This is a genomic window from Pseudomonas sp. EA_35y_Pfl2_R5 (assembly GCF_963970805.1).
In the GTDB taxonomy this organism is placed as follows: Bacteria; Pseudomonadota; Gammaproteobacteria; order Pseudomonadales; family Pseudomonadaceae; genus Aquipseudomonas.
The window spans coordinates 314,950-339,381 of sequence record NZ_CAXAOW010000002.1; the positions used below are offsets into that span (position 1 = coordinate 314,950).

Here is a 24,432-nt window from a genome sequence, read left to right on the forward strand (position 1 = left end):
GCCTGTAAGAGAAAAAAGAGAAGCCGGCAAACACCGGCTCAGGCATCAGATGAAGTGTCGGCAGCTGGGGTCACGGCGGCCAGCTGCTTTTCCAACTGTTGCAGGCGTCGCGCCATGTCATCCAACTGACGAATCCGTGCCGCGCTCTTGCGCCATTCAGCCGCTGGCTGCATGGCTGTACCGGAGGAGTATGAGCCCGGCTCGGTGATCGAACGGGTAACCATTGTCATACCGGTGACGAACACGTTGTCGCACACCTCAATATGCCCAACCATGCCCACACCACCAGCGATCATGCAGTTCTTGCCGATCTTGGTGCTGCCGGAAATACCCGCACAACCGGCCATGGCCGTGTTGTCGCCAATCTGCACGTTGTGCGCGATCATGATCTGGTTATCCAGCTTGACCCCATTGCCAATCAGCGTATCTGACAGCGCGCCACGGTCGACGGTGGTATTGGCCCCGATCTCGACGTCATCACCGATGGTCACCCCACCGATCTGCGCGATTTTCTGCCAAACCCCTTTCTCGTTGGCAAAGCCGAAGCCCTCACCACCGATCACCGCACCGGACTGAATAACCACGCGCTTTCCGATCCGCACATCGTGATACAGCGTCACTCGTGGAGCCAACCAGCCGTCCTCACCGATCACCGAGCGCGCACCGACAACGCACTGCGCGCCTACGGTTACACCAGCAGCGATTTGCGCGCCACTTTCGATCACCGCATAGGCGCCGATACTGGCACTCACATCGACGTGCGCATCCGCAGCCACCACAGCAGAGGGGTGCATGCCAGGCAGGGCCTGGGGCTTTCGGTCGAATAGATGAGAGAGCTCGGCATACGCCAGGTAAGGATTGGCAACAACCAAGGCATTGCCGGCATAGCCTTCGGCATCAGCAGCGGTCAACAGCACCGCGCCAGCCTGGCAGCCCGAGAGAAACTTGCGGTATTGCGCATTGGCAAGAAAGCTCAGCTGATCAGCGTCTGCCTCCTGCAAGGTGGCCAAACCGCTGACCGGCTTGTCTGTGTCGCCACGCAAGGTGGCGCCCAGACGCTCGGCCAACTGGCCAAGGGTATAAACCGTTGCACTCATGATCAGCGCAGCTGATTCATGCGCTCGATAACCTGGCGAGTGATGTCGAACTGAGGTTTGACATCAATCACCGCGCCGCGCTCCAGCACCAGATCGAAGTTACCGGTCTTGATCACTTCTTCCACGGCCTTGTCCAGATTCGGCTTGAGCTTTTTCAGCATTTCACGATCGGCCACAGCCTTGGACTCATTCAGCTCCTTGGACTGGAACTGGAAATCACGGGCTTTTTGCTTGAATTCAAGCTCCAGGCGCTCACGCTCGGCGGTCTGCATTTTTTCGCCATCTTTGACCAGCCGGTCCTGAATGCGCTTGGCGTCGCTTTCCAGGGTTTTCAGCTTGTTCAGCTGCGGGCCGAACTTCTTCTCGGCGTCTACGGCGTAACGCTTGGCAGCGTCAGATTCCAGCAAAGCCATTTGATAGTTCAATACCGCTACTTTCATCTCGGCAAAAGCCGGAGTTGCCAGCAGGGCAACGCTTAACAAAACCAGTTGAGTCAACTTACGCACGGTACAACTCCTGCAAAACTGTTGGTATTCAAAAATCCGACGTTTAGAACGTCTGACCGAGAGAGAACTGGAAAATCTGCGTATCAGCATCATCCGGCTTGATGATTGGCATGGCCAAGCTGAAGCTCAACGGGCCCAGCGCTGTAATCCAGGTCAGGCCGACACCCACGGAACTGGCCAAGTTACCAGGGTCAATACTGCCGCACTCTTCCTGGGACTTACCACAGCTAGTGTCGAAGACATTACCCACATCCCAGAACAGGGCAGTACGCAGAGAGCGCTGATCCTTGACGAACGGCATGGGGAACAGCAACTCAGCACCACCTTGAATCAGGACGTTGCCGCCGAACGGCAGTGGATCCTGATCAGGATCGAAGGCTGTACCAGGGTTAGTTCCCCGACTTGGGGTACTGCGCGGACCCAGGCTGCTGTCTTTGAAACCACGTACCGAGTTGAAACCACCGGCGTAGTAGTGCTCATAAAATGGCAAGTCGGAAGTAGAGCCGTAGCTTTCACCATAACCCAGCTGGCTATGCAGGCGTAAGGTATAGGTGTTGCTCAGCGGTTTGAAGACCTGACCACGGTAATCCACCTTGAAGAACGACAGGTCACTGCCCGGTACTGTGGTTTCGAATACCAGACTTTGCGAGTGACCACGGTTCGCCAGCACGCCACGGTTCAGTGTCGACTCAGACCAGCCAACCGACGCCTTGAGGTTCAGGTAACTGTCACCTTCGGCATCGATAAAGTCGAAGATTTCATCAACGGTATACACGCCGGTACCGATGCTGTCGTTCTGTATGGTCAAGCCATAAGTCAGACGCGAGGTGTCACTGATTGGATAACCGATGCTTGCGCCCGCACCGTAGCTGTCCACCGAGTAGCTGGATACATCAGTATTCAGCTCGTCGTAATCGGTCTCACGGAAGAAGGCGTTGTAGCCCAAGCTGACACCGTCTGGCGTCCAGTAGGGGTCCACGAAGCCGAAGTTGTAGTTGCTTTGGTACTCGCTACGGGTCAAGCCGACGCTGACCTTGTTACCAGTACCCAGGAAGTTGTTCTGGGTAATCGAGCCACCGAGAATCAGACCCGCATTCTGAGCAAAACCAACGCTGGCGGTGATAGAACCGGAAGCCTGCTCTTCAACGCTGTAGTTGACGTCGACCTGATCGTCAGTACCCGGCACCTGCGGGGTTTCGACGTTGACTTCCTTGAAGTAGCCCAGACGCTCAAGACGGGTCTTGGATTGGTCGATCAGGTAGGTCGAAGCCCAGCCGCCTTCCATCTGACGCATTTCACGGCGCAGCACTTCATCTTCAGACTTGGTGTTGCCGCGGAAGTTGATGCGGTTAACGTAGGCGCGCTTGCCCGGATCGACCACAAAGGTAATCGACACGGTGCCATCGTCATGAGCTTCTGGCACGCCGTTAACGTTGGCAAAGGTATAGCCTTCGTTACCCAGGCGACGGGTAATCAGCTCGGAGGTTGTGGTCATCACCTTGCGCGAGAACACCTGACCTTCCTGAACCAGCAGCAAAGCGCGTACATCCTCTTCTGGCACTTTCAGCTCACCGCTGAGTTTGACCTCACGCACGGTGTACTTCTCGCCCTCGTCAACGTTGACCGTGACATAGACGTGCTTCTTGTCCGGGGTGATGGATACCTGAGTAGAGCTGATATCCATATTGATATAGCCGCGATCCAGGTAATAGGAGCGCAGGCGTTCCAAGTCACCGGAGAGTTTCTCGCGGGCGTACTTGTCATCATTTTTGAAGAAGGACAGCCAGTTGGTGGTCTTCAGCTCGAACAGATCAATCAGATCTTCATCGGAGAATACCGAGTTGCCCACCACGTTGATGTGCTGAATGGCGGCAACCGAACCTTCATTGATATTGATCTTCAGCGCCACGCGGTTACGTGGCTGCGGAATCACTTCAGCTTCAATTTCGGCAGAGTAACGGCCCTGAGCGACGTACTGACGCTGCAGCTCGTTGCGCACACCTTCCAGAGTGGCCCGCTGGAAAATCTCGCCTTCAGCCAAGCCCGACTGATTTAGGCCTTTAAGCAGGTCTTCGCTGCTGATGGCCTTGTTGCCTTCGATCTCGATACTGGAGATCGACGGGCGCTCGACCACGGTAACAACCAGCACATCGCCATCGCGACCAAGCTGGATATCCTGGAAGAAACCGGTTTTAAACAGTTCGCGGGTTGCCTCAACCAGTGACCGGTCGTCGGCTTGCGCACCCACGTTAAGAGGCAAGGCTCCAAATACGCTGCCAGCGGAAACACGCTGCAGACCGGTGACCCGGATATCGGAGATGGTGAAGGACTCGGCGTGAACTTCGGTGATCATCAGTGCGGCAAGCACCGCAGGTAGCAGCAGACGTTTCATGAAGTCCTTTCTTATTCCAACTGACAATAAAAAATCTGCCGCTTAGTGCGACACGTCTTGTTCGTACCGAGAGCGTAATTCAGCAGCGGCTACAGGCGACCCAAGTCGTTTACCAGGGCCAGCAACATCACCCCGATGACCAAACTGATGCCGATCTGCATCCCCCAACCCTGTATCCGTTCCGACAGCGGGCGACCACGCACCCACTCGACCAGATAAAAAAGCAGATGCCCCCCATCCAGCACGGGAATCGGCAATAAATTAAGAACCCCCAGACTAATGCTCAAGTAGGCGAGAAATTTAAGAAAATCACTCAAACCTGACTCAGCAGAAGCGCCCGCCACTTTAGCAATGGTTATCGGCCCGCTCAAGTTTTTTACCGAGAGCTCGCCAAACAGCATTTTCTTTAGGGAGTTAAGGGTCAGAACACTCATTGCCCAAGTGTTTTTGGCACCTTCGGCGATGGCTTCCAATGGGCCATAGCTGACTTCGCGTAGCATCTCAGGCGGCCATTCGCCCCCCGCGACACCCGCTCCCATATAGCCACTGAGTGATTCACCCTCACCACGCGCAGCCAGGGTCAGCGGCACATTCAACTGCTGGCCTTGACGCTCCACCTGCAGGTTAATCTTTTTACCCGGCAAGCCGCGAAGCTGATCTACCAACTGCTGCCAATCGGCCAGAGGCTGACCATCAAGGGCAAGCAAACGGTCACCAACCTGCAAGCCCGCCGCAAAAGCCGGCCCCTCAGGATCAAGCTGCGCCAGAATCGGTTGCAGCACCGGCCGCCAAGGGCGAATACCTAAAGAAGCGATAGGGTCCGGCTCATCGGCACCGCGCAGCCAGTTGTCCAGTACGATCTGCCGAGGACTGTCGACCGAGGAACCTGGCTCGCGCACCGCTAGATCCAGGCGACCGCTCTCACCCAAGCGGCTGACTAGCTGCAGATTCACTGCAGCCCAGCCGGTGGTGGGCTGGCCATCGATTGCGACGATCTCCTGCCCGACCTGAAGACCAGCGACATCGGCCAGGCTGCCCGCCTCGACCGCACCGATAACCGGACGCACCTGCTGACTACCAAGCATCGCCACCGCCCAGAAGAACAGCAGTGCAAGCAGAAAATTCGCCACCGGGCCGGCCGCCACGATAGCAATGCGCTGGCGAACCGACTTGCGGTTGAACGATTGATCAAGCAGTTCAGGCGGCACATCGCCTTCGCGCTCATCGAGCATTTTCACGTAGCCGCCCAACGGGATGGCGGCCAAAACAAACTCCGTTCCCTGGCGGTCATGCCAACGCAGCAGCGGGCTGCCAAAGCCGACAGAAAACCGCAGCACTTTGACCCCGCAACGACGGGCTACCCAGAAGTGCCCATATTCGTGGATGGTTACCAACACCCCGAGCGCAACCAGGGTACCGACCAGCATATAAAGCGCACTCATCAAACTTCTCCGCGTCAGCGATCAGCGCCGACTCAGCCATTGCTCAGCCAGATTGCGGGCGCGGCCATCAGCGGCCAGCACCGTATCCAGGCTCTCAACCGCCAGGGCGGGCTCAGCATGCAAAACGTCTTCGATGATACTCGCGATCTCAGGAAAGCGGATGCGCCGCTCCAGAAACGCGGCAACCGCCACTTCATTGGCCGCATTGAGCATGGCCGGCGCTGTACCGCCGACCTGGGCTGCCTCGCGCGCCAGACGCAGACAGGGGAACCGCTGCTCGTCCGGTGCCTGAAAATCCAGCCGAGCGATAGCAAACAGATCCAGAGGTGCAACACCCGAATCAATACGCTCAGGCCAGGCCAGTGCGTGACTGATCGGCGTTCGCATATCCGGATTGCCCAGCTGAGCCAACACCGAGCCATCGACATAATCGACCAGCGAATGAATCACGCTCTGCGGATGCACCACTACTTCAATCTGCGCCGGTGCGGCATCAAACAACCAGCAGGCCTCGATCAACTCCAGACCTTTGTTCATCATGCTTGCCGAATCGACCGATATTTTGCGCCCCATCGACCAATTGGGATGGGCGCACGCTTGCTCAGGGGTGACCGCATGCAACTGCTCGAGCGGCATTTCGCGGAACGGCCCACCCGAAGCGGTCAGCAGAATACGTCGCACTCCGACTGACTGCAGACCGCGAGCGTAGCCGCCTGGCAAGCACTGAAAAATTGCATTGTGCTCACTGTCGATTGGTAGCAGCACAGCACCACTTTTACGCACAGCCTGCATAAACAGTGCGCCCGACATCACCAAGGCTTCTTTGTTGGCCAGCAGCACCTTCTTGCCAGCCTCAACCGCAGCCAGAGTCGGCGACAGGCCGGCCGCACCGACGATGGCGGCCATCACCGCATCCACTTCAGGATGCGCTGCCACTTCACACAAACCCTCGGGACCATGCAGCACCTGAGTAGCCAGGCCGGCAGCACGTAGACATTCCTGCAGGTGACGGGCTTGCAGAGCCTGCGGCACCACCGCAAAGCGCGGACGGTAGATCATGCACAACGCCTCCAGCTCAGCCAGGCGGCTGAAACCAGACAACGCGAATACTTGATAACGCTCAGGATGACGAGCGATGACATCGAGGGTACTTAGACCGATCGAACCGGTCGCCCCCAGCACGGTAATCTGCTGCAGTTGACTCACAACGAGCCCCAGCCCGCCAACCACAGCAACGCGGCAAACACCGGAATCGCCGCCGTCAGGCTGTCGATACGGTCGAGTACACCGCCGTGGCCAGGCAGCAGATTACTGCTGTCCTTCACTCCGGATTGGCGCTTGAACATGCTTTCGGTTAAATCGCCGACCACCGAGATCAGCACCACCACGGCCGTGCCGACCAGCCCCAGTAGCAGACTGATAAACGACCAGTCACGGTAAATCGCCACGCCCACGCAGATCAGCAACGTTGCCAGCAAGCCGCCGAAGACGCCTTCCCAGCTTTTACCGGGACTCACCCGCGGGGCCAGCTTGCGCTTGCCGAAGCGTCGGCCGGAAAAATAGGCGCCTATATCCGCACCCCATACCAGCACCATCACGGCGAGAATCAGCCAGTTTGCTTCAGGCCATTGCTTGAACAGCACAAGCCCCTGCCAGGCCGGCAGCAGAATCAGCAGACCAATCAGCAACCTGACCGGTGCCTGCGCCCAGTATCGGCTGCTGGCCGGGTAGCCCAGCACCAGAAAGGTCGCCACCGCCCACCACGCCACGCCAATCCACAGCACCCAGAGCGCCAAAGCAGGCAGCAGGTACAAGCCGAACAATAAGACAGCTACCAGCGCGGCGTAGGCCACTCGCTGCACTTGCGCAGTAAAACCTGCCAGGCGCGCCCACTCCCAGGCGCCCAGACTGACCACTGCGCCGATAAACAGTGCAAACAGCGCGCCGTCTAACAGAAAGAAGCCACCTAAGGCGAATGGCAACAACACCAGCGCCGTGATAATTCGTTGTTTGAGCATCAGCTACGGACCTCAGCAGCCACCTGATCGCTGGTTTTCCCAAAGCGACGCTGGCGGCTAGCAAAATCGGCCAAGGCTTTGCGCATGGCGTCGTGTTTGAAATCCGGCCAAAACAGGTCGGAGAAATACAGCTCGGTATAGGCCAGCTGCCAGAGTAGGAAGTTACTGATGCGGTGTTCGCCGCCGGTACGAATGCACAGGTCCGGCAACGGCAAATCGCCAGTCACCAGACAGCTCTGCAGCAATTCAGGAGTGATGTCCTCGGCACGCAAATGGCCGCCTTGAACTTCACGGGCCAAACGCTGCGCCGCCTGAGCAATATCCCACTGACCGCCATAGTTGGCCGCCACCTGCAGGACAAAACGCTTGTCACCGGCAGTCTGAGTCTCAGCTTCACGCATCGCGGCCTGCAGCTCAGGGTGAAAGCGCGAGCGATCACCGATAATGCGCAGGCTGATGCCGTTGGCGTCGAGTTTCTTCGCCTCGCGGCGCAGTGCGCCGAGGAACAGCTCCATCAGGGCGCTGACCTCTTCGGCCGGACGCTGCCAGTTTTCACTGGAGAAGGCGAACAGGGTCAACACCTCGACCCCCGCCTCAGCGCACACCTCAATTACCGCGCGCACGGCATCGACGCCGGCTTTATGGCCGGCAACGCCAGGCAGCAGACGCTTCTTCGCCCAGCGATTGTTACCGTCCATGATGATCGCCACATGCCGTGGCACAGCGAACGGACTACCGTCTTTGGTCTTTTCCATGACGATATCCTGGCCGTTAAACGGCCATCAGATCCGCTTCTTTCTGCTTCACTGCCACTTCGATTTCCGCGACGAACTTGTCGGTCAGCTTCTGAATTTCGTCGGCTGCACGGCGCTCTTCGTCTTCACTGATTTCCTTCTCCTTGACCAGATCTTTCAATTGGCTCAAGGCATCGCGGCGAATATTACGCACAGCAACACGGCCATCTTCGGCAGCATCACGCGCCTGCTTGGTGAAGCCCTTACGGGTTTCTTCGGTCAGCGCCGGCATGGAAATCAGCAGCAGCTCACCTAGGTTGGTCGGATTGAAGCCCAGACCGGAGCTCTGGATTGCCTTATCGACAGCCGCCAGCATATTGCGCTCGAAGGCTACAACTTGCAGGGTGCGGGCGTCCTTGACGGTAACGTTGGCCACTTGATTAAGCGGGGTGTCGGAGCCGTAGTAAGGCACCATCACGCCACCGAGAATGCTCGGGTGCGCCTGACCGGTACGGATACGGCTAAAGGCATGGACCAGCGATTCCAGGCTCTTCTGCATACGTACCTGGGCGTCTTTTTTGATCTCATTGATCATGTTTATCTTCCTCAATCAGAGTGCCTTCAGCGCCGCCGACTACAACGTTCAGCAGGGCACCGGGCTTGTTCATATTGAAAACGCGCAACGGCATAGCATGGTCACGGCACAGACAGATGGCCGTCAGATCCATGACACCCAGCTTGCGATCAAGCACTTCATCGTAGGTCAGGCGCTCGAATTTCTCGGCATGCGGATCCTTGAACGGATCGGCAGTGTACACACCATCCACCTTGGTCGCTTTGAGCACCACATCGGCATCGATTTCGATGGCGCGCAGGCAAGCGGCCGAGTCGGTGGTGAAGAACGGATTACCAGTGCCAGCGGCGAAAATCACCACCTCACCGGTTTTCAGATGACGCAGCGCCTTGCGCCGGTCGTAGTGATCAGTCACCCCAACCATGGAGATGGCCGACATGACGATTGCCGGGATGTTCGAGCGCTCCAGCGCGTCGCGCATGGCCAAGGCGTTCATCACGGTAGCCAGCATACCCATATGGTCGCCGGTTACCCGATCCATACCCGCCGCGCTCAGCGCCGCGCCACGGAACAGGTTGCCACCACCGATCACCAGGCCGACCTGCACGCCGATGCCGACCAGCTGCCCGACTTCCAGCGCCATACGGTCAAGCACTTTGGGGTCGATGCCGAAATCTTCCGACCCCATCAGGGCCTCGCCGCTGAGTTTGAGCAGAATGCGCTTGTAGCGCGGTTGACGACCACTCATCTGCTGAGCCATTGCGAGTCTCTCCTGCGGCGTTTGAATTCTGTGCAAACCTTAGTTCGCTTTTATCGAGCGCTTCAACAGCGCCCTGAGTTATTGACGCCAAAGCCCCAACTCCCCCACAGCTTAGCTGTGCCCTCAATTTGACAAAGAGGCCGCGCGCGTTAGCGGGCAGCCTCTTCGGGGCAACAGCGATTAGCCGTCTTACTGCTTGCTGGCAGCAGCTACTTGCGCAGCAACTTCTTCAGCAAAGTTGTCGACCGGCTTCTCGATGCCTTCGCCAACCTTGAAGTAGGTGAAGGAAACGATTTCAGCACCGGCTTTCTTGGCCAGAGCACCGACCTTGATTTCCGGATCCTTAACGAAGGCTTGCTCAACCAGGCTGGCTTCAGCCAGGAACTTGCTGATACGACCAGCAACCATCTTCTCGACGATCTCGGCTGGCTTGCCCTTGATCTTGTCTTCGTTGAGGCTGACGAACACGGCTTTCTCACGCTCGATGGCTTCAGCGGAAACTTCCGAAGGCAGCAGGAACTCAGGGTTGCTGGCTGCTACGTGCATAGCGATGTCTTTGGCCAGGTCGACGGTGCCGCCCTTGAGCACAACCACAACACCAATCTTGTTGCCGTGCAGGTAAGAACCCAGGACGTCACCTTCAATACGCGCCAGACGACGGATATTGACGTTCTCGCCGCACTTGGCAACCAGGGCCAGACGGGCTTCTTCTTGAGCTGCGATCAGCGGCTCAACATCAGACAGTTTGTCAGCGAAGGCTTTCTCGACACTGGCAGCCACGAAGTTCTTGAAATCGTCCTGCAGAGCCAGGAAGTCGGTCTGCGAGTTGACTTCGAGAATGACGGCAGTCTTGCCATCTTCCTTGATGCTGATGGCGCCTTCGGCAGCCACGTTGCCAGCTTTCTTGGCAGCCTTGATCGCGCCGGAAGCACGCATGTCGTCGATGGCTTTTTCGATGTCGCCGCCAGCCTTGGTCAAGGCTTTCTTGCAATCCATCATGCCTTCGCCAGTACGCTCACGCAGTTCTTTAACCAACGCTGCAGTAATCTCTGCCATTTCTAAATTCCTCTTGGATAGGTTTTAACCATTCCACCCGCGAACGGGCGCTCAATTCTTAACGCATCGCCGACTGTGACTTCAAACAATTGCAACTAAACGTCGGCGAGGGTTTTCAAGGTGGCAAAAAGGGGGCTAAGCCCCCTTTTCGCGAACTAAGTAAACGCTATGCGCGTTCTACTTAGCCTTCAGCAGCTTCTACAGCTGGGGCTTGCTCGACGAATTCGTCGGCGCCGCCGTTAGCGTTGGTGCGACCACGGATTACCGAGTCAGCCATTGCACCCATATACAGCTGGATGGCGCGGATGGCGTCATCGTTACCTGGGATGATGTAGTCAACGCCTTCCGGGCTGCTGTTGGTATCGACGACGCCGATAACTGGGATACCCAGCTTATTGGCTTCGGTGATAGCAATGCGCTCGTGGTCAACGTCGATCACGAACAGAGCGTCTGGCAGACCGCCCATGTCCTTGATACCACCCAGGCTGCGATCCAGTTTTTCCAGATCACGGGTGCGCATCAGGGCTTCTTTCTTGGTCAGCTTGGTGAAAGTGCCGTCCTGGGACTGAACTTCCAGATCACGCAGACGCTTGATCGAGGCGCGAATGGTTTTGTAGTTGGTCAGCATGCCGCCCAACCAGCGATGATCGACGTACGGCGAACCGCAACGTGCTGCTTCTTCAGCAACGATCTTGCCAGCGGAACGCTTGGTGCCCACGAACAGAATCTTGTTTTTGCCCGAAGCCAGCTTCTCAACGAACGACAGCGCGTCGTTGAACATTGGCAGGGTTTTTTCAAGGTTGATGATGTGAATCTTGTTGCGCGCGCCGAAAATGTACTTGCCCATTTTCGGATTCCAGTAACGGGTCTGGTGGCCGAAGTGCACACCGGCCTTCAGCATATCGCGCATGTTGACTTGGGACATGATAGTTCCTTGATAAGTCGGGTTAGGCCTCCACGTATCCCGATCTCCAACCCGGCGAACTTGTCGCAAGGCACCCAGGAAACCGTGTCGATACGTGTGTGGGTTTAAGCTTTCGGGCACACAGCCCGTAAAGCGGCGCGTTTTATACCATAAAAGTCAGGGCCAAGCTACTCGCAGACCGCAACATATACAGCCGACTCACCGCAGGTTTTCACGTGGCGCTTATGGCTGGCGGCTTGTAGCTGTTAAGATGACGCCCTTTCTGTTCGCGTTCGAGAGCCGCACATGACCGTCACCATCAAAACGCCCGACGAAATCGAGAAAATGCGCGTAGCCGGTCGCCTAGCTGCCGAAGTTCTGGAAATGATTGGCGAGCACGTCAAGCCCGGCGTCACCACCGAAGCGCTCGACCGTATTTGCCATGACTATATTGTCAACGTGCAACAGGCCATCCCTGCGCCGCTCAACTACAAAGGCTTCCCCAAGTCGATCTGCACCTCGGTCAACCATGTGGTCTGCCATGGCATTCCGAATGACAAGCCGCTTAAAGAAGGCGACGTGATCAACATCGACATCACCGTGATCAAGGATGGCTACCACGGCGATACCAGCAAGATGTTTATGGTCGGCAAAGTGCCTGAGTGGGCCGAGCGCCTGGCCAAGATCACCCAGGAGTGCATGTATAAAGGCATCGAACTGGTCAAACCCGGCACTCGCCTGGGCGACATCGGTGAAGTGATCCAGAAGCATGCCGAAAAGAACGGTTTCTCCGTAGTACGCGAATACTGCGGCCATGGCATTGGTGCGGTATTCCATGAAGAGCCGCAGGTGCTGCACTACGGCAAGGCCGGCACCGGCATGGAACTGAAAGAAGGTATGACCTTCACCATCGAGCCGATGATCAACCAGGGTCGCGCGGAAACCCGCACTCTGGGTGACGGCTGGACCGCGATCACCAAGGACCGCAAGCTCTCCGCCCAGTGGGAGCACACCATTCTGGTGACCGCTGACGGCTATGAGATCTTCACCTTGCGCAGTGATGACACCATCGCCCGCACATCAGCCTGAGAACCTACTCAAAGTCTGCTGCGCGTCGGCCCTGCTGCGTTAAAAACAGGCTCGGAATGCTCATGTACAAAAGTACACTTCGCTTCCTCGCCTGTTTTTGCCTTGCAGGACTCTAGCTCGCGCGACTTTGAACAGGTTCTGAACCTGAATATATAGAAGGAAGGCCGCAATGCCGCAGGTAGATCCCGAGCTGTTCGACCGCGGCCAGTTCCAAGCAGAACTGGCTCTCAAGGCCAGCCCTATTGCGGCATTCAAGAAGGCCATCCGTCACGCCCGAGAGGTGCTCGACGGGCGCTTCACCAGCGGCCGCGATGTGCGCCGCCTGGTCGAAGACCGCGCCTGGTTTGTCGACCAGATCCTGCGTGAGGCTTGGGAACGCCTGGACTGGAGTGAAGACGCCGATATCGCCCTGTTGGCAGTCGGCGGCTATGGCCGTGGCGAACTGCACCCCTTCTCCGACATCGACTTGCTGATCCTGCTCGACAATGCCGACCACGAGACCTTCCGCGAGCCCATCGAGCGCTTCCTTACCCTGCTCTGGGACATCGGCCTGGAGGTCGGGCAAAGCGTGCGCAGCGTCGATGAGTGCGCCGAAGAGGCGCGCGCCGACCTGACGGTGATCACCAACCTGATGGAAAGCCGCACCATCGCTGGCCCCGAGCGCCTGCGTCAGCGTATGCAGGCGGTCACCAGCACCGAGCAGATGTGGCCAAGCAAGCAGTTCTTCCTGGCCAAGCATAAAGAGCAGCGCGCCCGTCACGGCAAATACAACGACACCGAATACAACCTGGAGCCCAACGTCAAAGGCTCACCCGGCGGGCTGCGCGATATCCAAACTATTCTCTGGGTCGCACGCCGGCATTTCGGCACGCTGAACCTGCACGCCATGGTTGGCCAGGGCTTTTTGCAGGAAAGCGAATACGCCCTGCTCGCCTCCAGCCAGGAATTCCTCTGGAAGGTGCGCTACGCCCTGCACATGCTCGCGGGCCGCGCCGAAGACCGCCTGCTGTTTGACCATCAGAGCAAGGTGGCAACTCTGCTCGGTTACGAGGAAAGCGACAACAAGCGCGCCATCGAACGCTTTATGCAAAAGTACTACCGCGTGGTAATGGCGATTGCCGAGCTCAGCGACCTGATCATTCAGCACTTTGAAGAGCAGATCCTGCGCGCCGGCGAGAGCGGCCCGGCGACCCAACTCAACAGCCGTTTCCAGGTGCGCAATAACTACATAGAAGCCACCCATCCTGGCATCTTCAAGCGCACTCCGTTCGCCATCCTGGAAATTTTCGTGGTGATGGCCCAGCACCCGGAGATTGAAGGTGTTTGCGCCGATACTATCCGCTTGCTGCGTGATCACCGCTACCTGATCGACGATGACTTTCGCCGCGACATTCGTAACACCAGCCTGTTTATCGAGCTATTCAAGTGCAAGGAAGGCATCCATCGCAACCTGCGGCGGATGAACCGCTACGGCATTCTCGGCCTCTATTTGCCTGAGTTCGGCCTGATTGTCGGGCAAATGCAGCATGACCTTTTCCACATCTACACAGTCGATGCGCACACCCTGAATCTGATCAAGCACCTGCGCAAGCTGACCAAGCCGGGGGTCGCGGAGAAATTCCCACTGGCCAGCGAGCTGGTCGAGAAGCTGCCCAAGCCAGAACTGATCTACCTTGCGGGGATTTACCACGATATCGGCAAAGGTCGCGGCGGCGATCACTCTGAACTCGGCGCAGTCGACGCAGCCGCGTTCTGCGAGCGTCATCAGTTACCCAGCTGGGATTCCAAACTGATTGCCTGGCTGGTGCAGAGCCACCTGGTGATGTCGACGACCGCGCAGCGCAAGGACCTTTCAGACCCACAGGTGATCTCAGACTTTGCTCATTTAGTCGGCGATCAAACGCGCCTGGACTACCTCTATGTGCTGACCGTGGCCGACATCAACGCCACCAATCCAAGCCTGTGGAACTCCTGGCGCGCCAGCCTGCTGCGCCAGCTGTATACGGAAACCAAGCGCGCACTCAACCGTGGCCTGGAAAACCCACTGGACCGCGAAGAACAGATTCGCCTGACCCAGGTCGCAGCGCTGGATATTTTGGTGCGTGGTGGCACCGATGCCGACGTGGCCGAACAACTGTGGGCGCAACTGGGCGATGACTACTTCCTGCGTCACACCGCAGAGGATGTGGCCTGGCACACGCTGGCAATCATCCGCCATCCAAACGATGGCAACCCGCTGGTATTGATCAAGGAAACCACCCAGCGCGAATTCGAGGGCGGCACGCAAATCTTCATCTACGCCGAAGACCAGCACGACTTCTTTGCCGTGACTGTGGCGGCCATGGCCCAGCTCAACCTGAACATCCATGACGCACGGATTCTCACGTCTACCAGCCAGTTCACCCTCGACACCTATATCGTGCTGGAAAGCGAAGGCGGATCGATTGGCGACAATCCGCAGCGGATCGAAGAGATTCGCCAGGGCCTGATCGATGTACTGAAGCATCCCGACGACTACCCCAGCATCATTCAGCGCCGCGTACCGCGCCAGCTCAAGCACTTTGCCTTTGCCCCGCAAGTGACGATTCACAATGACGCGCACCGTCCCGTGACCATCCTCGAAGTCACCGCACCGGATCGACCGGGATTGCTCGCGCGGATCGGGCGAATCTTCCTCGACTTCGATCTGTCGCTACAAAACGCCAAGATCGCCACCCTGGGCGAGCGAGTCGAAGACGTGTTCTTCGTTACCGACGCGCACAACCAGCCGCTGTCCGACCCCGAATTGTGCACCCGCCTGCAGGCCACCATGGTGGCGCAACTGTCCGATGCGCCGGGGGCGCAGGTCGAACCGAGCCGAATCATTATTTAAGCCACTTGCCCTTACCTTGAGCCGCCCGATATCTAAGATGCGGGCGCTGGCAGACCTCAGGAAGCAACAATGAACGACGCGTTAAACCAGCTTCAGCCCTACCCGTTTGAAAAGCTCCGCGCCCTGCTGGGCAGCGTGCAGGTTCGCGCCGACAAGAGCCCGATCGCCCTGTCGATCGGCGAGCCGAAACACCGCTCACCGGAGTTTGTCGCCGAGGCATTGCGCGCCAACCTCGACCAGCTTGCGGTCTACCCGACCACCCTGGGCATTCCGGCGCTGCGTGAAGCCATCGCCAACTGGTGTAACCGCCGCTTTGGCCTGCCGGCCGGCGTGCTTGACCCAGCGCGCCATGTGCTGCCGGTCAACGGCACCCGTGAGGCGCTGTTTGCTTTTACCCAGACTGTGGTCAAACGCGATGTCGATGGCCTGGTAGTCAGCCCCAACCCCTTCTACCAAATCTATGAAGGCGCAGCTTTTCTTGCAGGCGCGCAGCCGCATTACCTGCCGTGCCTGGAAGAGCACGGCTTTAACCCGGATTTTGACGCCGTCAGCGACGAGGTTTGGCAGCGTTGCCAGATCCTCTTTCTCTGCTCGCCCGGCAACCCTACCGGCGCACTGATCCCGCTGCCGACGTTGAAGAAGCTGATCGCCCTGGCCGACAGGTTCGATTTCGTGATCGCTGCGGATGAGTGCTACAGCGAGCTGTATTTCGATGAAGGCAACCCGCCAGCTGGCCTGCTGACCGCCTGCGCAGAACTGGGCCGCAGCGATTTCAAACGCTGCGTGGTGTTCCACAGCCTGTCCAAGCGTTCCAACCTGCCGGGCCTGCGTTCGGGCTTCGTCGCCGGTGATGCCGACATACTGAAATCTTTCCTGCTGTACCGTACCTACCACGGCTGCGCCATGCCGGTGCAAACCCAGCTGGCCAGCGTGGCCGCCTGGAACGATGAAGCCCACGTCAAAGCCAACCGCGACCTGTATCGCGAGAAGTTCGACGCGGTGCTGGCGATTCTTGAGGGAGTGCTGGATGTACAGCGCCCGGACGGCGGTTTCTATCTGTGGGCGAAAACCCCGATAGACGATGAAACATTTACCCGCGAGCTGTTTGCCCACGAGCATGTCACCGTGGTGCCCGGCTCGTACCTGTCGCGCGCAGTGAACGGTAGCAACCCCGGCGCAGGCCGCATCCGCATGGCCCTGGTCGCACCACTGGCCGAATGCGTGGCAGCAGCCGAACGTATCCGTGATTTTGTAAAGAGCCTCTGATGAACACACTGTTTGGCATCAAAGCCTGCGACACCATGAAAAAAGCCCGCACCTGGCTCGACGAGCACGGGGTAAGCTACGCCTTTCATGATTACAAAGCCTGCGGCATAGACCGCGGCAACCTGGAAAAGTGGTGCAATGAGCATGGTTGGGAAACCATCCTGAACCGTGCAGGCACCACCTTCCGCAAGCTGGACGAGACGCAGAAAAGCGACCTCGATCAGCACAAGGCGATCGAACTGATGCTCGCCCAACCGTCGATGATCAAACGCCCGGTGCTGGATCTCGGCAACAAGACCCTGGTTGGCTTCAAGGCCGACCGTTATGCCGCCGAACTGGTTTGAACCAGCCGGCCCACACGAATTTGCGGTAAGGAAAACAACATGAGCACGACACTCTTCAGCCTGGCCTTTGGCGTTGGCACCCAGAACCGTCAGAGCAACTGGCTGGAAGTCTTCTACGCCCAGCCACTGCTCAACCCGGCCAGTGAACTGGTTGCCAAGGTCATCGAGAAAATCGACTACCAAGGTGGCAACCACGCCATCATGATCAGCAACAACCAGGCCGGCGAACTGGCCGAAGCGCTGAAAAGCATCGATGCCGCGCAATCTGCCCTGCTCACCCGCCTGGCCGAAAGCCAGAAGCCGCTAGTTGTCACCCTGATCGAAGAAGACGGCGCACTGACCAGCACACCAGAGGCCTACCTCAAGCTGCACCTGCTGTCGCACCGCCTGGTCAAGCCGCATGGCTTGAACCTGACCGGCATCTTCCCGCTGTTGCCCAACGTGGCCTGGACCAGCCAGGGCGCGGTCGACCTCGCCGAGCTGGCCGAACGTCAGCTGGAAGCGCGCCTCAAAGGCGAGCTACTGGAAGTCTTCTCGGTCGACAAGTTCCCGAAAATGACCGACTACGTGGTGCCGACTGGCGTGCGTATCGCCGACAGCGCCCGCATCCGTCTGGGGGCCTATGTGGGTGAAGGTACCACCGTCATGCACGAAGGCTTCGTCAACTTCAACGCCGGTACCGCCGGTCCAGGCATGATCGAAGGCCGCGTGTCTGCTGGCGTATTCGTCGGCAAGGGCTCGGACCTGGGCGGCGGCTGCTCGACCATGGGCACCCTGTCCGGTGGTGGCAATATCGTGATCTCGGTCGGCGAAGGCTGCCTGATCGGCGCCAACGCCGGTATCGGCATTCCGTTGGGCGACCGCAACACTGTGGAATCCGGCCTGTACATCACCGCCGGCACCAAGGTGGCGCTGCTCGATGCTGACAACCAGCTGGTCAAGGTGCTCAAGGCCCGTGACCTGGCTGGCCAGCCGGACCTGCTGTTCCGCCGCAACTCGCAAACCGGCGCCGTGGAGTGCAAAACCCACAAGTCGGCGATTGAACTGAACGAAGCCCTGCACGCGCACAATTGACCCTGGCGAAAAACTGCAAGCCTGACGCTTGCAGTTTTGTAGGATGGGTTCAGCATCGCGATACCCATCACGCTCATTATGGGTATCGCTGCGCTCAACCCATCCTACGGTCTCGATTGCCTGCCCATGCCTATCCACTCCCCCTGGCGCGCTGACTTTCCTGGCATTCTGGCCCTTGCGGCCGAAGGTCAAACCTACCTCGACAGCGCTGCCACCGCACAAAAACCCCAACTCATGCTCGACGCCCTGCTCGGCTATTACGCCGGCGGCGCGGCTAATGTGCACCGTGCCCAGCATCTGCCTGGTGAACGCGCCACCCGCGCTTTCGAAGCCACGCGGGAAAAAGCCGCGCGCTGGTTAAATGCGTCTGACGCGCAACAGATTATCTTCACCCGCAGCGCCACCGAAGCCTTCAATCTGCTGGCTTACGGCCTGGAACAACGTTTTGAACCAGGCGATGAGATCGTTATCAGCGCGCTGGAGCACCACGCCAATTTACTGCCCTGGCAACAACTGGCGCTGCGACGCCAGCTCAAGCTGGTGGTGCTGCCGCTGGATAGCCATGGCCTGATCGACTTCACACACGCCGCGCAGCTAATCGGCCCACGCACCCGCCTGTTGGCGGTCAGCCAGCTGTCTAACGTACTCGGTTGCTGGCAGCCGCTTGAGCAGCTGCTCACGCTGGCACAGGCGCAAGGCGCGTTGACTGTGGTTGATGGCACCCAGGGCGTGGTGCATGGTCGACAGAATCTGCAGTCGCTGGGCTGCGACTTCTATATCTGCTCCAGCCACAAACTCTACGGCCCTGATGGCGTCGGCCTGCTTTATGGCCGCACGCACGCCCTGGAGCAGCTGACGCACTGGCAGTTTGGTGGCGAGATGCTGCTGCACACTGATTTCAGCACCGCCAGCTTTCGCCCCGCGCCATTAGGCTTTGAGGCCGGTACACCGCCGATTGCCTCGGTGATCGCCCTGGGTGCCAGCCTGGATTATTTGAGCAGCCTCGACGCCAATACCGTCAACGCCCACGAAGCGGCACTGCATAGCGAGCTGATCGCCGGACTGCAACAGCGCCAAGGTATACGCCTGCTCGGGACGCCCAACGTTGCCCTCGCCAGCTTTGTCGTCGACGGCGTGCACAACGCCGACCTCGCCCACCTGCTGACCGAGCAGGGCATCGCCGTGCGCGCCGGCCATCACTGCGCGATGCCGCTACTGCAGGGCCTTGGTCTGAGCGGGGCAATTCGCGTATCCCTAGGGCTGTATAACGATGGCGGCGATCTGCAGCGTTTCTTCAGCGCTCTGGATCAAGCGCTGGAGCTGTTGCAGTGAGCCACCTGCCCGCCAGCGCCCAGACTGCGTTACAGGCCTTTAGCGCCTGCGCCGGCTGGGAACAGCGCGCACGCCTGTTGATGCAATGGGGTGACCAGCTTGCCCCGTTCAACGACGAAGAACGCTGTGAAGCCAACCAGGTGCAAGGCTGTGAAAGTCAGGTGTGGCTATTGGCCGAGCGCGACGGCGCGCACTGGCAGTTTCGCGCCAGCAGCGATGCTCGACTATTGCGTGGTCTGCTTGCGCTGCTGCTGGCACGGGTCAATGGCCTGGGACAAGACGAACTGATAGCGCTGGATCTTGCCGATTGGTTTACCCAGCTCGGCCTCGCCCGCCATCTGTCGCCCTCCCGCAGCAACGGTCTGCAGGCTGTGCTGACACGGATGCAGCAATTGTTGGATACGGCCGATCAGGGCTCCGTCAGCCATTGATCGGCGTCACCTGAATACAAAGCCTGCTGCAAACGTCCCAGCTCGCCGCTCTCGGCCAGGCGGCGCAAGCCGGCATTGAACACCCTGCGCAACCGATCGGCCTTGGCATCGTCTTTGCGAAACAGCAGGTGCAGCGGTTCGGTATTCAATGTGCGCGGGTGGTGGGTAATTGCCGCGCGCGCTTCAGGGCCAAACATGCGCCGCAGCATGGCGTAACCCACCGCCCTATCCTGCGGATAAAAATCCACGCGGCCCAGCTCCAGCAGGCGAAAGCCGGTGTCTTCCTTACCGCTTTGCTGCACCTGCAACTGACCGCTCTGCACCGCCGCATCGAACTGCGGGCCATAGGAGTAGCCCAAAGTGGTGGCAATGCTGAAGGCCTTGAGGTCGTCGATAACATTCCACTTCAGCTGCTGGTCGCTGCGCTGGAACAGCACAATTTCACCTTGCACCACGGGATCACTGCACTCACTGATGCGCCGCCGCGAGGCTGAGCAGGAGTAAGGCATCACCGCATCCAGCCCGCCCTGTTCGAGCATCAGCAGATTGCGGTCCCAGGGGTAGTAGACGAACTCAACCTGATACCCCTCCGCCTTGAAGATATCGCGCACCAGTCGCGACAAGGCGCCACCATCAGTACGCTGTTGATCGACATAGGGCACCCAATCACCGGTGCCAACCCGTACAACCGGATGGGCATAAGTATTCAGGCAAGCGAAAAACGCTGCACACAGCAGCACAGATCGCGGGGGATGACGTAGCACATGACGCAGCAGGGACAACACAGCACACCTCAGAAGAGAATCGCCAGCACATCCCTGCTGAACATCGACCGCAATCGGTCATTCTTTAAAGCTTAGTTAACATCATCATGTGCGGGCCGCCGCTCCGCTGGCCGCCGCGTACCGGCGACCAACTTATCGACGATACGCGCGGCGGCTACCATGCCGAACGTGGCGGTCACCATCATCACCGCGCCAAAGCCGCCGGCGCAGTCGAGCTTGACCCCTTCGCCGACAAAGGCCTTGTATTGACACACCGTCCCATCGGGCTTGGGATAGCGCAGCTGCTCGCTGGAATAAACACACGGCACGCTGTAATTACGCCCCGGTGTGCGCGAAAAGCCGTAGTCGCGGCGCAGGGTGGAGCGCACTTTGGAAGCCAGCGGATCGTTCCAGGTCTTGTTCAGATCACCGACTTGGATCTGCGTCGGGTCGATCTGTCCGCCTGCTCCGCCAGTAGTAATCACCTGAATCTTGCGCCGCTTGCACCAGGAAATCAGCGCCGCCTTGGCGTTGACACTGTCAATACAGTCGATCACCGCATCAAGCTGCTCGGTGATGTAGTCAGCCATGGTTTCACGGGTGACGAAATCCGCCACCGCATGCACCACGCAGGCGGGATTGATTGCGCGAATACGCGCCGCCATCACCTCGACCTTGGGCAGGCCAACGGTGCTGTCGAGTGCATGCAGCTGGCGATTGCTGTTGCTGACACAGACATCATCCAGGTCAAACAGAGAAATCTCGCCCACCCCAGAACGCGCCAACGCTTCAGCAGCCCAGGAGCCCACGCCGCCAATACCGACCACCGCCACATGCGCAGCCGCCAGCCGTTCGGCCCCTTCGCGACCATACAAACGGGCAATTCCGGCAAAGCGTTGTTCATCTACAGGCATTCTTCTCTCTCGCTAACTACAGCGGCGCGCATTATAGGTAGCCGGCGGACAGCACCCAAGCGCTGTATTGCACCAACGCGTACTAACCGACGAAGAGCAGTAGCACTTAGCCACGACAGGAACCTTCCACGCGCACCACCGTCCCATCAACATGCCCTAGCTATACAGCCCTGCGGCGGCGTAGCATGCGCCACCCGACGCCCGTCGCTTTTTATTGCCCCTTCGCTGGACCTGCACACTATGCCTTCGCGTAAGTTTGGACTGAACCTGGTCATGTTCCTGGCGATTGCCGCCCTGTTTACTGGTATTTGGGCCCTTTATAACCGCCCGGTAACGGCCCCGGATTGGCCAGAACAGATTTCCGGGTATTCGTTTTCGCCCTTCCGCGCCGGGCAGAACCCGCAGCAGGACACCTACCCCAGCGATGAGCAGATGCGTGCCGATCTGGAGCTGCTGAGCACCCAGACCGACAACATCCGTACCTACTCGGTGGATGGTCCATTGGGAAATATCCCTTTATTAGCCGAAGAGTTCGGCCTGCGCGTAACCCTGGGCATCTGGATTAGCCCGGACCTGGAGCGCAACGAGCGGGAAATCACCAAAGCCATCGAGATTGCCAACAACTCACGCAGCGTGGTGCGTGTGATGGTCGGTAACGAGGCCCTGTTCCGCAGTGAAGTGACGCCAGAGAATCTGATTACCTATATCAAGCGCGTACGCGCTGCGGTCAAGGTGCCGGTCACCACTTCCGAGCAATGGCACATCTGGCAGGATCATCCGGAGCTGGCTCAGCACGTCGACCTGATTGCCGCCCACGTATTGCCCTACTGGGAGTTCGTGCCGATGGAAGATTCCACCGCGTTCGTCCTTGAGCGCGCCAAAGACCTGAAGAAGCTCTTCCCGAAAAAACCCCTGCTGCTCTCCGAAGTTGGCTGGCCGAGTAATGGCCGTATGCGCGGCGGTGCCGATGCCTCACAAGCGGACCAAGCCATCTACCTGCGCACCTTGGTCAACGCGCTGAACGCTAAGGGCTACAACTATTTCGTCATTGAAGCGTTCGACCAACCCTGGAAGGCCAGCGATGAAGGCTCGGTGGGGGCTTACTGGGGCGTATACAACCTCGAACGTCAGGCCAAATTCGCCTTTGAGGGGCCGGTGGTGGCGATTCCACAGTGGCGCTTGTTGGCCATCGCCTCGGTGGTACTGGCACTGCTTAGCCTGGCCATGCTGCTGATCGACGGCAGCGCTCTACGCCAGCGTGGGCGCACCTTCCTGACGGTTGTGGCCTTCGCCGGCGGCTCCGCTCTGGTGTGGATCGGTTATGACTACAGCCAGCAATACAGCACCTGGTTCAGCATCCTGGTCGGCCTGCTGCTGGGTATCGGCGCCTTCGGCGTGTTTATCGTCCTGCTCACCGAGGCTCACGAACTGGCCGAAACCGCCTGGACCCATGCACGCCGCCGGCCGTTCCAACCGGTCGTAACCGACACGGCCTATCGGCCCAAGGTATCGGTCCACGTGCCCTGCTACAACGAGCCGCCGGAGATGGTCAAAAAGACCCTCGACGCCCTCGCCGCACTGGATTACCCGGACTACGAAGTCATCATCATCGACAACAACACCAAGGACCCGGCCGTGTGGGAGCCGGTAGAGGCGTATTGCAAAGTACTGGGCCCGCGCTTCCGCTTCTTCCATGTCGCGCCGATTGCCGGTTTCAAGGGCGGGGCGCTGAACTACATTCTGCCGCACACCTGTCCGAGCGCCGAAGTGGTGGCGGTGATCGACGCCGATTACTGCGTCGACAAAAACTGGCTCAAGTACATGGTGCCGCACTTCAGCGACCCTAAAATCGCCGTGGTGCAATCGCCGCAGGATTACCGTGACGGCAACGAAAACGTCTTCAAGAAACTCTGCTACGCCGAATACAAAGGCTTCTTCCATATCGGCATGGTGACCCGTAACGACCGTGACGCGATCATCCAACACGGCACCATGACCATGATCCGCCGCACCGTGATGGACGAGCTGAAGTGGGCCGACTGGACCATCTGTGAAGATGCCGAGCTGGGCCTGCGCGTGTTTGAAAAAGGTTATAGCGCCGCCTACGCCCACGAAAGCTTTGGCCGCGGGCTGATGCCAGACACCTTTATTGATTATAAGAAGCAGCGTTTCCGCTGGGCTTACGGCGCGATACAGATCATGAAAGGCCATGCACGCAGCCTGTTCCTCGGCAAGGATTCTGAACTCAAGGCCGGTCAGCGCTACCACTTCGTCGCCGGCTGGCTGCCGTGGATTGCCGATGGCCTGAATATCTTCTTTACCGTCGGTGCGCTGCTTTGGTCGGCGGCGATGATCATCGTGCCGCAGCGGGTCGATCCGCCATTGATGATCTTTGCCATCCCGCCTCTGGCGCTGTTCTTCTTCAAGCTGGGCAAGATTTTGTTCCTCTACCGCAAGGCCATGGGCGTCGATCTGGTGCGTTCATTCCAGGCGGCAGTAGCGGGCCTCGCGCTGTCGCACACGATTGCCAAAGCAGTGCTCTACGGCACTTTTACCAAGACCATCCCGTTCTTCCGCACACCAAAGATGGCCAGCAATCACGGCATCATGGTGGCCTTGGCCGAGGCCCGCGAAGAAGTGTTTATCATGCTGCTGCTATGGGGAGCGGCCGCAGGTATCAGCGTTGTCCAGGGCCTGCCCAGCGCCGATGTGCAGTTTTGGGTGGCTATGCTGGTGGTGCAGTCGCTGCCCTACCTGGCGGCGCTGATCATGGCGCTGCTGTCGTCCTTGCCAGCGCCACAGGCAAGCGCGCAGGAAACGGTCGCTGCCAGCTGACACTGGCTATGCCCGAATGCTAGACGGC

Annotated in this window: 21 protein-coding genes; 8 read left to right on the forward strand and 13 right to left on the reverse strand. The window is 58.8% G+C overall.

Features of this window, described 5'->3' with window-relative positions:
• Positions 1–38: 38 nt before the first annotated feature.
• From lpxD to rpsB, 11 genes are all read right to left on the reverse strand, one after another.
• The gene (lpxD, locus tag AACX99_RS05395) at positions 39–1,100 is read right to left on the reverse strand and encodes a UDP-3-O-(3-hydroxymyristoyl)glucosamine N-acyltransferase (protein ID WP_339410573.1); all 1,062 of its coding nucleotides are present in this window, start codon (positions 1,098–1,100) and stop codon (positions 39–41) included.
• A complete protein-coding gene (locus AACX99_RS05400; protein ID WP_090248384.1) occupies positions 1,100–1,603 on the reverse strand; it encodes an OmpH family outer membrane protein in 504 nt (167 codons plus the stop codon). The genes lpxD and AACX99_RS05400 overlap by 1 nt, the downstream gene beginning before the upstream one ends.
• Before the next feature lie 43 nt (positions 1,604–1,646).
• Positions 1,647–3,995, reverse strand: a complete 2,349-nt coding sequence (gene bamA, locus AACX99_RS05405) for an outer membrane protein assembly factor BamA (RefSeq protein ID WP_339410071.1) — start codon at positions 3,993–3,995, stop codon at positions 1,647–1,649.
• 89 nt (positions 3,996–4,084) lie between these two features.
• A complete protein-coding gene (rseP, locus tag AACX99_RS05410; protein ID WP_339410072.1) occupies positions 4,085–5,437 on the reverse strand; it encodes a sigma E protease regulator RseP in 1,353 nt (450 codons plus the stop codon).
• A gap of 21 nt (positions 5,438–5,458) precedes the next feature.
• Positions 5,459–6,643 carry a 1-deoxy-D-xylulose-5-phosphate reductoisomerase gene (ispC, locus tag AACX99_RS05415; RefSeq protein ID WP_339410074.1) on the reverse strand — a complete coding sequence of 395 codons (1,185 nt, stop codon included), beginning with the start codon at positions 6,641–6,643 and terminating at the stop codon, positions 5,459–5,461.
• Positions 6,640–7,455 (reverse strand): phosphatidate cytidylyltransferase, encoded by an 816-nt coding sequence (locus AACX99_RS05420; protein WP_339410075.1) that lies wholly within the window; start codon positions 7,453–7,455, stop codon positions 6,640–6,642. Before AACX99_RS05420 ends, ispC begins: the two co-directional genes overlap by 4 nt.
• Entirely contained in the window at positions 7,455–8,210 is a 756-nt protein-coding gene (uppS, locus tag AACX99_RS05425; RefSeq protein WP_339410077.1) for a polyprenyl diphosphate synthase, read from the reverse strand. Before uppS ends, AACX99_RS05420 begins: the two co-directional genes overlap by 1 nt.
• 16 nt (positions 8,211–8,226) lie before the next feature.
• Positions 8,227–8,784, reverse strand: a complete 558-nt coding sequence (gene frr / locus AACX99_RS05430) for a ribosome recycling factor (RefSeq protein ID WP_090248391.1) — start codon at positions 8,782–8,784, stop codon at positions 8,227–8,229.
• Positions 8,774–9,523: a UMP kinase gene (pyrH, locus tag AACX99_RS05435; RefSeq protein ID WP_339410079.1), complete on the reverse strand. Its 750-nt coding sequence runs from the start codon at positions 9,521–9,523 to the stop codon at positions 8,774–8,776. The genes frr and pyrH overlap by 11 nt, the downstream gene beginning before the upstream one ends.
• Positions 9,524–9,712: 189 nt before the next feature.
• Positions 9,713–10,579 (reverse strand): translation elongation factor Ts, encoded by an 867-nt coding sequence (tsf, locus tag AACX99_RS05440; protein ID WP_339410080.1) that lies wholly within the window; start codon positions 10,577–10,579, stop codon positions 9,713–9,715.
• Between the two features lie 181 nt (positions 10,580–10,760).
• Positions 10,761–11,504 carry a 30S ribosomal protein S2 gene (rpsB, locus tag AACX99_RS05445; protein ID WP_339410081.1) on the reverse strand — a complete coding sequence of 248 codons (744 nt, stop codon included), beginning with the start codon at positions 11,502–11,504 and terminating at the stop codon, positions 10,761–10,763.
• 285 nt (positions 11,505–11,789) lie between these two features.
• On the opposite strand from rpsB, the gene map reads away from it, so the two are divergent.
• From map to AACX99_RS05480, 7 genes are all read left to right on the forward strand, one after another.
• A complete protein-coding gene (gene map / locus AACX99_RS05450) occupies positions 11,790–12,572 on the forward strand; it encodes a type I methionyl aminopeptidase (protein WP_339410082.1) in 783 nt (260 codons plus the stop codon).
• A 169-nt stretch (positions 12,573–12,741) separates the two neighbouring features.
• Positions 12,742–15,444 (forward strand): [protein-PII] uridylyltransferase, encoded by a 2,703-nt coding sequence (locus AACX99_RS05455; RefSeq protein ID WP_339410084.1) that lies wholly within the window; start codon positions 12,742–12,744, stop codon positions 15,442–15,444.
• A gap of 69 nt (positions 15,445–15,513) precedes the next feature.
• Positions 15,514–16,710 (forward strand): succinyldiaminopimelate transaminase, encoded by a 1,197-nt coding sequence (gene dapC / locus AACX99_RS05460; RefSeq protein ID WP_339410086.1) that lies wholly within the window; start codon positions 15,514–15,516, stop codon positions 16,708–16,710.
• On the forward strand, positions 16,710–17,054 hold the full coding sequence (locus AACX99_RS05465) for an ArsC family reductase (RefSeq protein WP_445261836.1): 345 nt from the start codon (positions 16,710–16,712) through the stop codon (positions 17,052–17,054). Before dapC ends, AACX99_RS05465 begins: the two co-directional genes overlap by 1 nt.
• Before the next feature lie 39 nt (positions 17,055–17,093).
• Positions 17,094–18,128, forward strand: coding sequence for a 2,3,4,5-tetrahydropyridine-2,6-dicarboxylate N-succinyltransferase (gene dapD / locus AACX99_RS05470; protein ID WP_339410088.1), 1,035 nt, complete (start codon positions 17,094–17,096; stop codon positions 18,126–18,128).
• 126 nt (positions 18,129–18,254) lie between these two features.
• Positions 18,255–19,460, forward strand: coding sequence for an aminotransferase class V-fold PLP-dependent enzyme (locus AACX99_RS05475; protein WP_339410090.1), 1,206 nt, complete (start codon positions 18,255–18,257; stop codon positions 19,458–19,460).
• The gene (locus AACX99_RS05480) at positions 19,457–19,891 is read left to right on the forward strand and encodes a SufE family protein (protein WP_339410092.1); all 435 of its coding nucleotides are present in this window, start codon (positions 19,457–19,459) and stop codon (positions 19,889–19,891) included. Before AACX99_RS05475 ends, AACX99_RS05480 begins: the two co-directional genes overlap by 4 nt.
• Here the strand turns inward: AACX99_RS05480 and AACX99_RS05485 are convergent.
• Positions 19,870–20,673, reverse strand: coding sequence for a substrate-binding periplasmic protein (locus AACX99_RS05485; RefSeq protein ID WP_339410094.1), 804 nt, complete (start codon positions 20,671–20,673; stop codon positions 19,870–19,872). The genes AACX99_RS05480 and AACX99_RS05485 overlap by 22 nt on opposite strands.
• A 74-nt stretch (positions 20,674–20,747) precedes the next feature.
• Positions 20,748–21,569, reverse strand: coding sequence for a tRNA cyclic N6-threonylcarbamoyladenosine(37) synthase TcdA (gene tcdA / locus AACX99_RS05490; protein WP_339410096.1), 822 nt, complete (start codon positions 21,567–21,569; stop codon positions 20,748–20,750).
• A gap of 240 nt (positions 21,570–21,809) precedes the next feature.
• Between tcdA and AACX99_RS05495 the strand changes: the two genes are divergently transcribed.
• On the forward strand, positions 21,810–24,404 hold the full coding sequence (locus AACX99_RS05495; protein ID WP_339410097.1) for a glycosyltransferase: 2,595 nt from the start codon (positions 21,810–21,812) through the stop codon (positions 24,402–24,404).
• The last annotated feature ends 28 nt before the right edge of the window (positions 24,405–24,432 follow it).

Bases quoted from the DNA above. Each gene is read 5' to 3' on its own strand.
- rpsB (WP_339410081.1), bottom strand. From the start codon at position 11,504: ATGTCCCAAGTCAACATGCGCGATATGCTGAAGGCCGGTGTGCACTTC.
- AACX99_RS05455 (WP_339410084.1), top strand. From the start codon at position 12,742: ATGCCGCAGGTAGATCCCGAGCTGTTCGACCGCGGCCAGTTCCAAGCA.
- AACX99_RS05495 (WP_339410097.1), top strand. From the start codon at position 21,810: ATGCCTTCGCGTAAGTTTGGACTGAACCTGGTCATGTTCCTGGCGATT.
- map (WP_339410082.1), top strand. From the start codon at position 11,790: ATGACCGTCACCATCAAAACGCCCGACGAAATCGAGAAAATGCGCGTA.
- bamA (WP_339410071.1), bottom strand. From the start codon at position 3,995: ATGAAACGTCTGCTGCTACCTGCGGTGCTTGCCGCACTGATGATCACC.
- AACX99_RS05420 (WP_339410075.1), bottom strand. From the start codon at position 7,455: ATGCTCAAACAACGAATTATCACGGCGCTGGTGTTGTTGCCATTCGCC.
- dapD (WP_339410088.1), top strand. From the start codon at position 17,094: ATGAGCACGACACTCTTCAGCCTGGCCTTTGGCGTTGGCACCCAGAAC.
- uppS (WP_339410077.1), bottom strand. From the start codon at position 8,210: ATGGAAAAGACCAAAGACGGTAGTCCGTTCGCTGTGCCACGGCATGTG.
- frr (WP_090248391.1), bottom strand. From the start codon at position 8,784: ATGATCAATGAGATCAAAAAAGACGCCCAGGTACGTATGCAGAAGAGC.
- rseP (WP_339410072.1), bottom strand. From the start codon at position 5,437: ATGAGTGCGCTTTATATGCTGGTCGGTACCCTGGTTGCGCTCGGGGTG.
- tcdA (WP_339410096.1), bottom strand. From the start codon at position 21,569: ATGCCTGTAGATGAACAACGCTTTGCCGGAATTGCCCGTTTGTATGGT.
- AACX99_RS05475 (WP_339410090.1), top strand. From the start codon at position 18,255: ATGCCTATCCACTCCCCCTGGCGCGCTGACTTTCCTGGCATTCTGGCC.
- AACX99_RS05465 (WP_445261836.1), top strand. From the start codon at position 16,710: ATGAACACACTGTTTGGCATCAAAGCCTGCGACACCATGAAAAAAGCC.
- dapC (WP_339410086.1), top strand. From the start codon at position 15,514: ATGAACGACGCGTTAAACCAGCTTCAGCCCTACCCGTTTGAAAAGCTC.
- pyrH (WP_339410079.1), bottom strand. From the start codon at position 9,523: ATGGCTCAGCAGATGAGTGGTCGTCAACCGCGCTACAAGCGCATTCTG.
- tsf (WP_339410080.1), bottom strand. From the start codon at position 10,579: ATGGCAGAGATTACTGCAGCGTTGGTTAAAGAACTGCGTGAGCGTACT.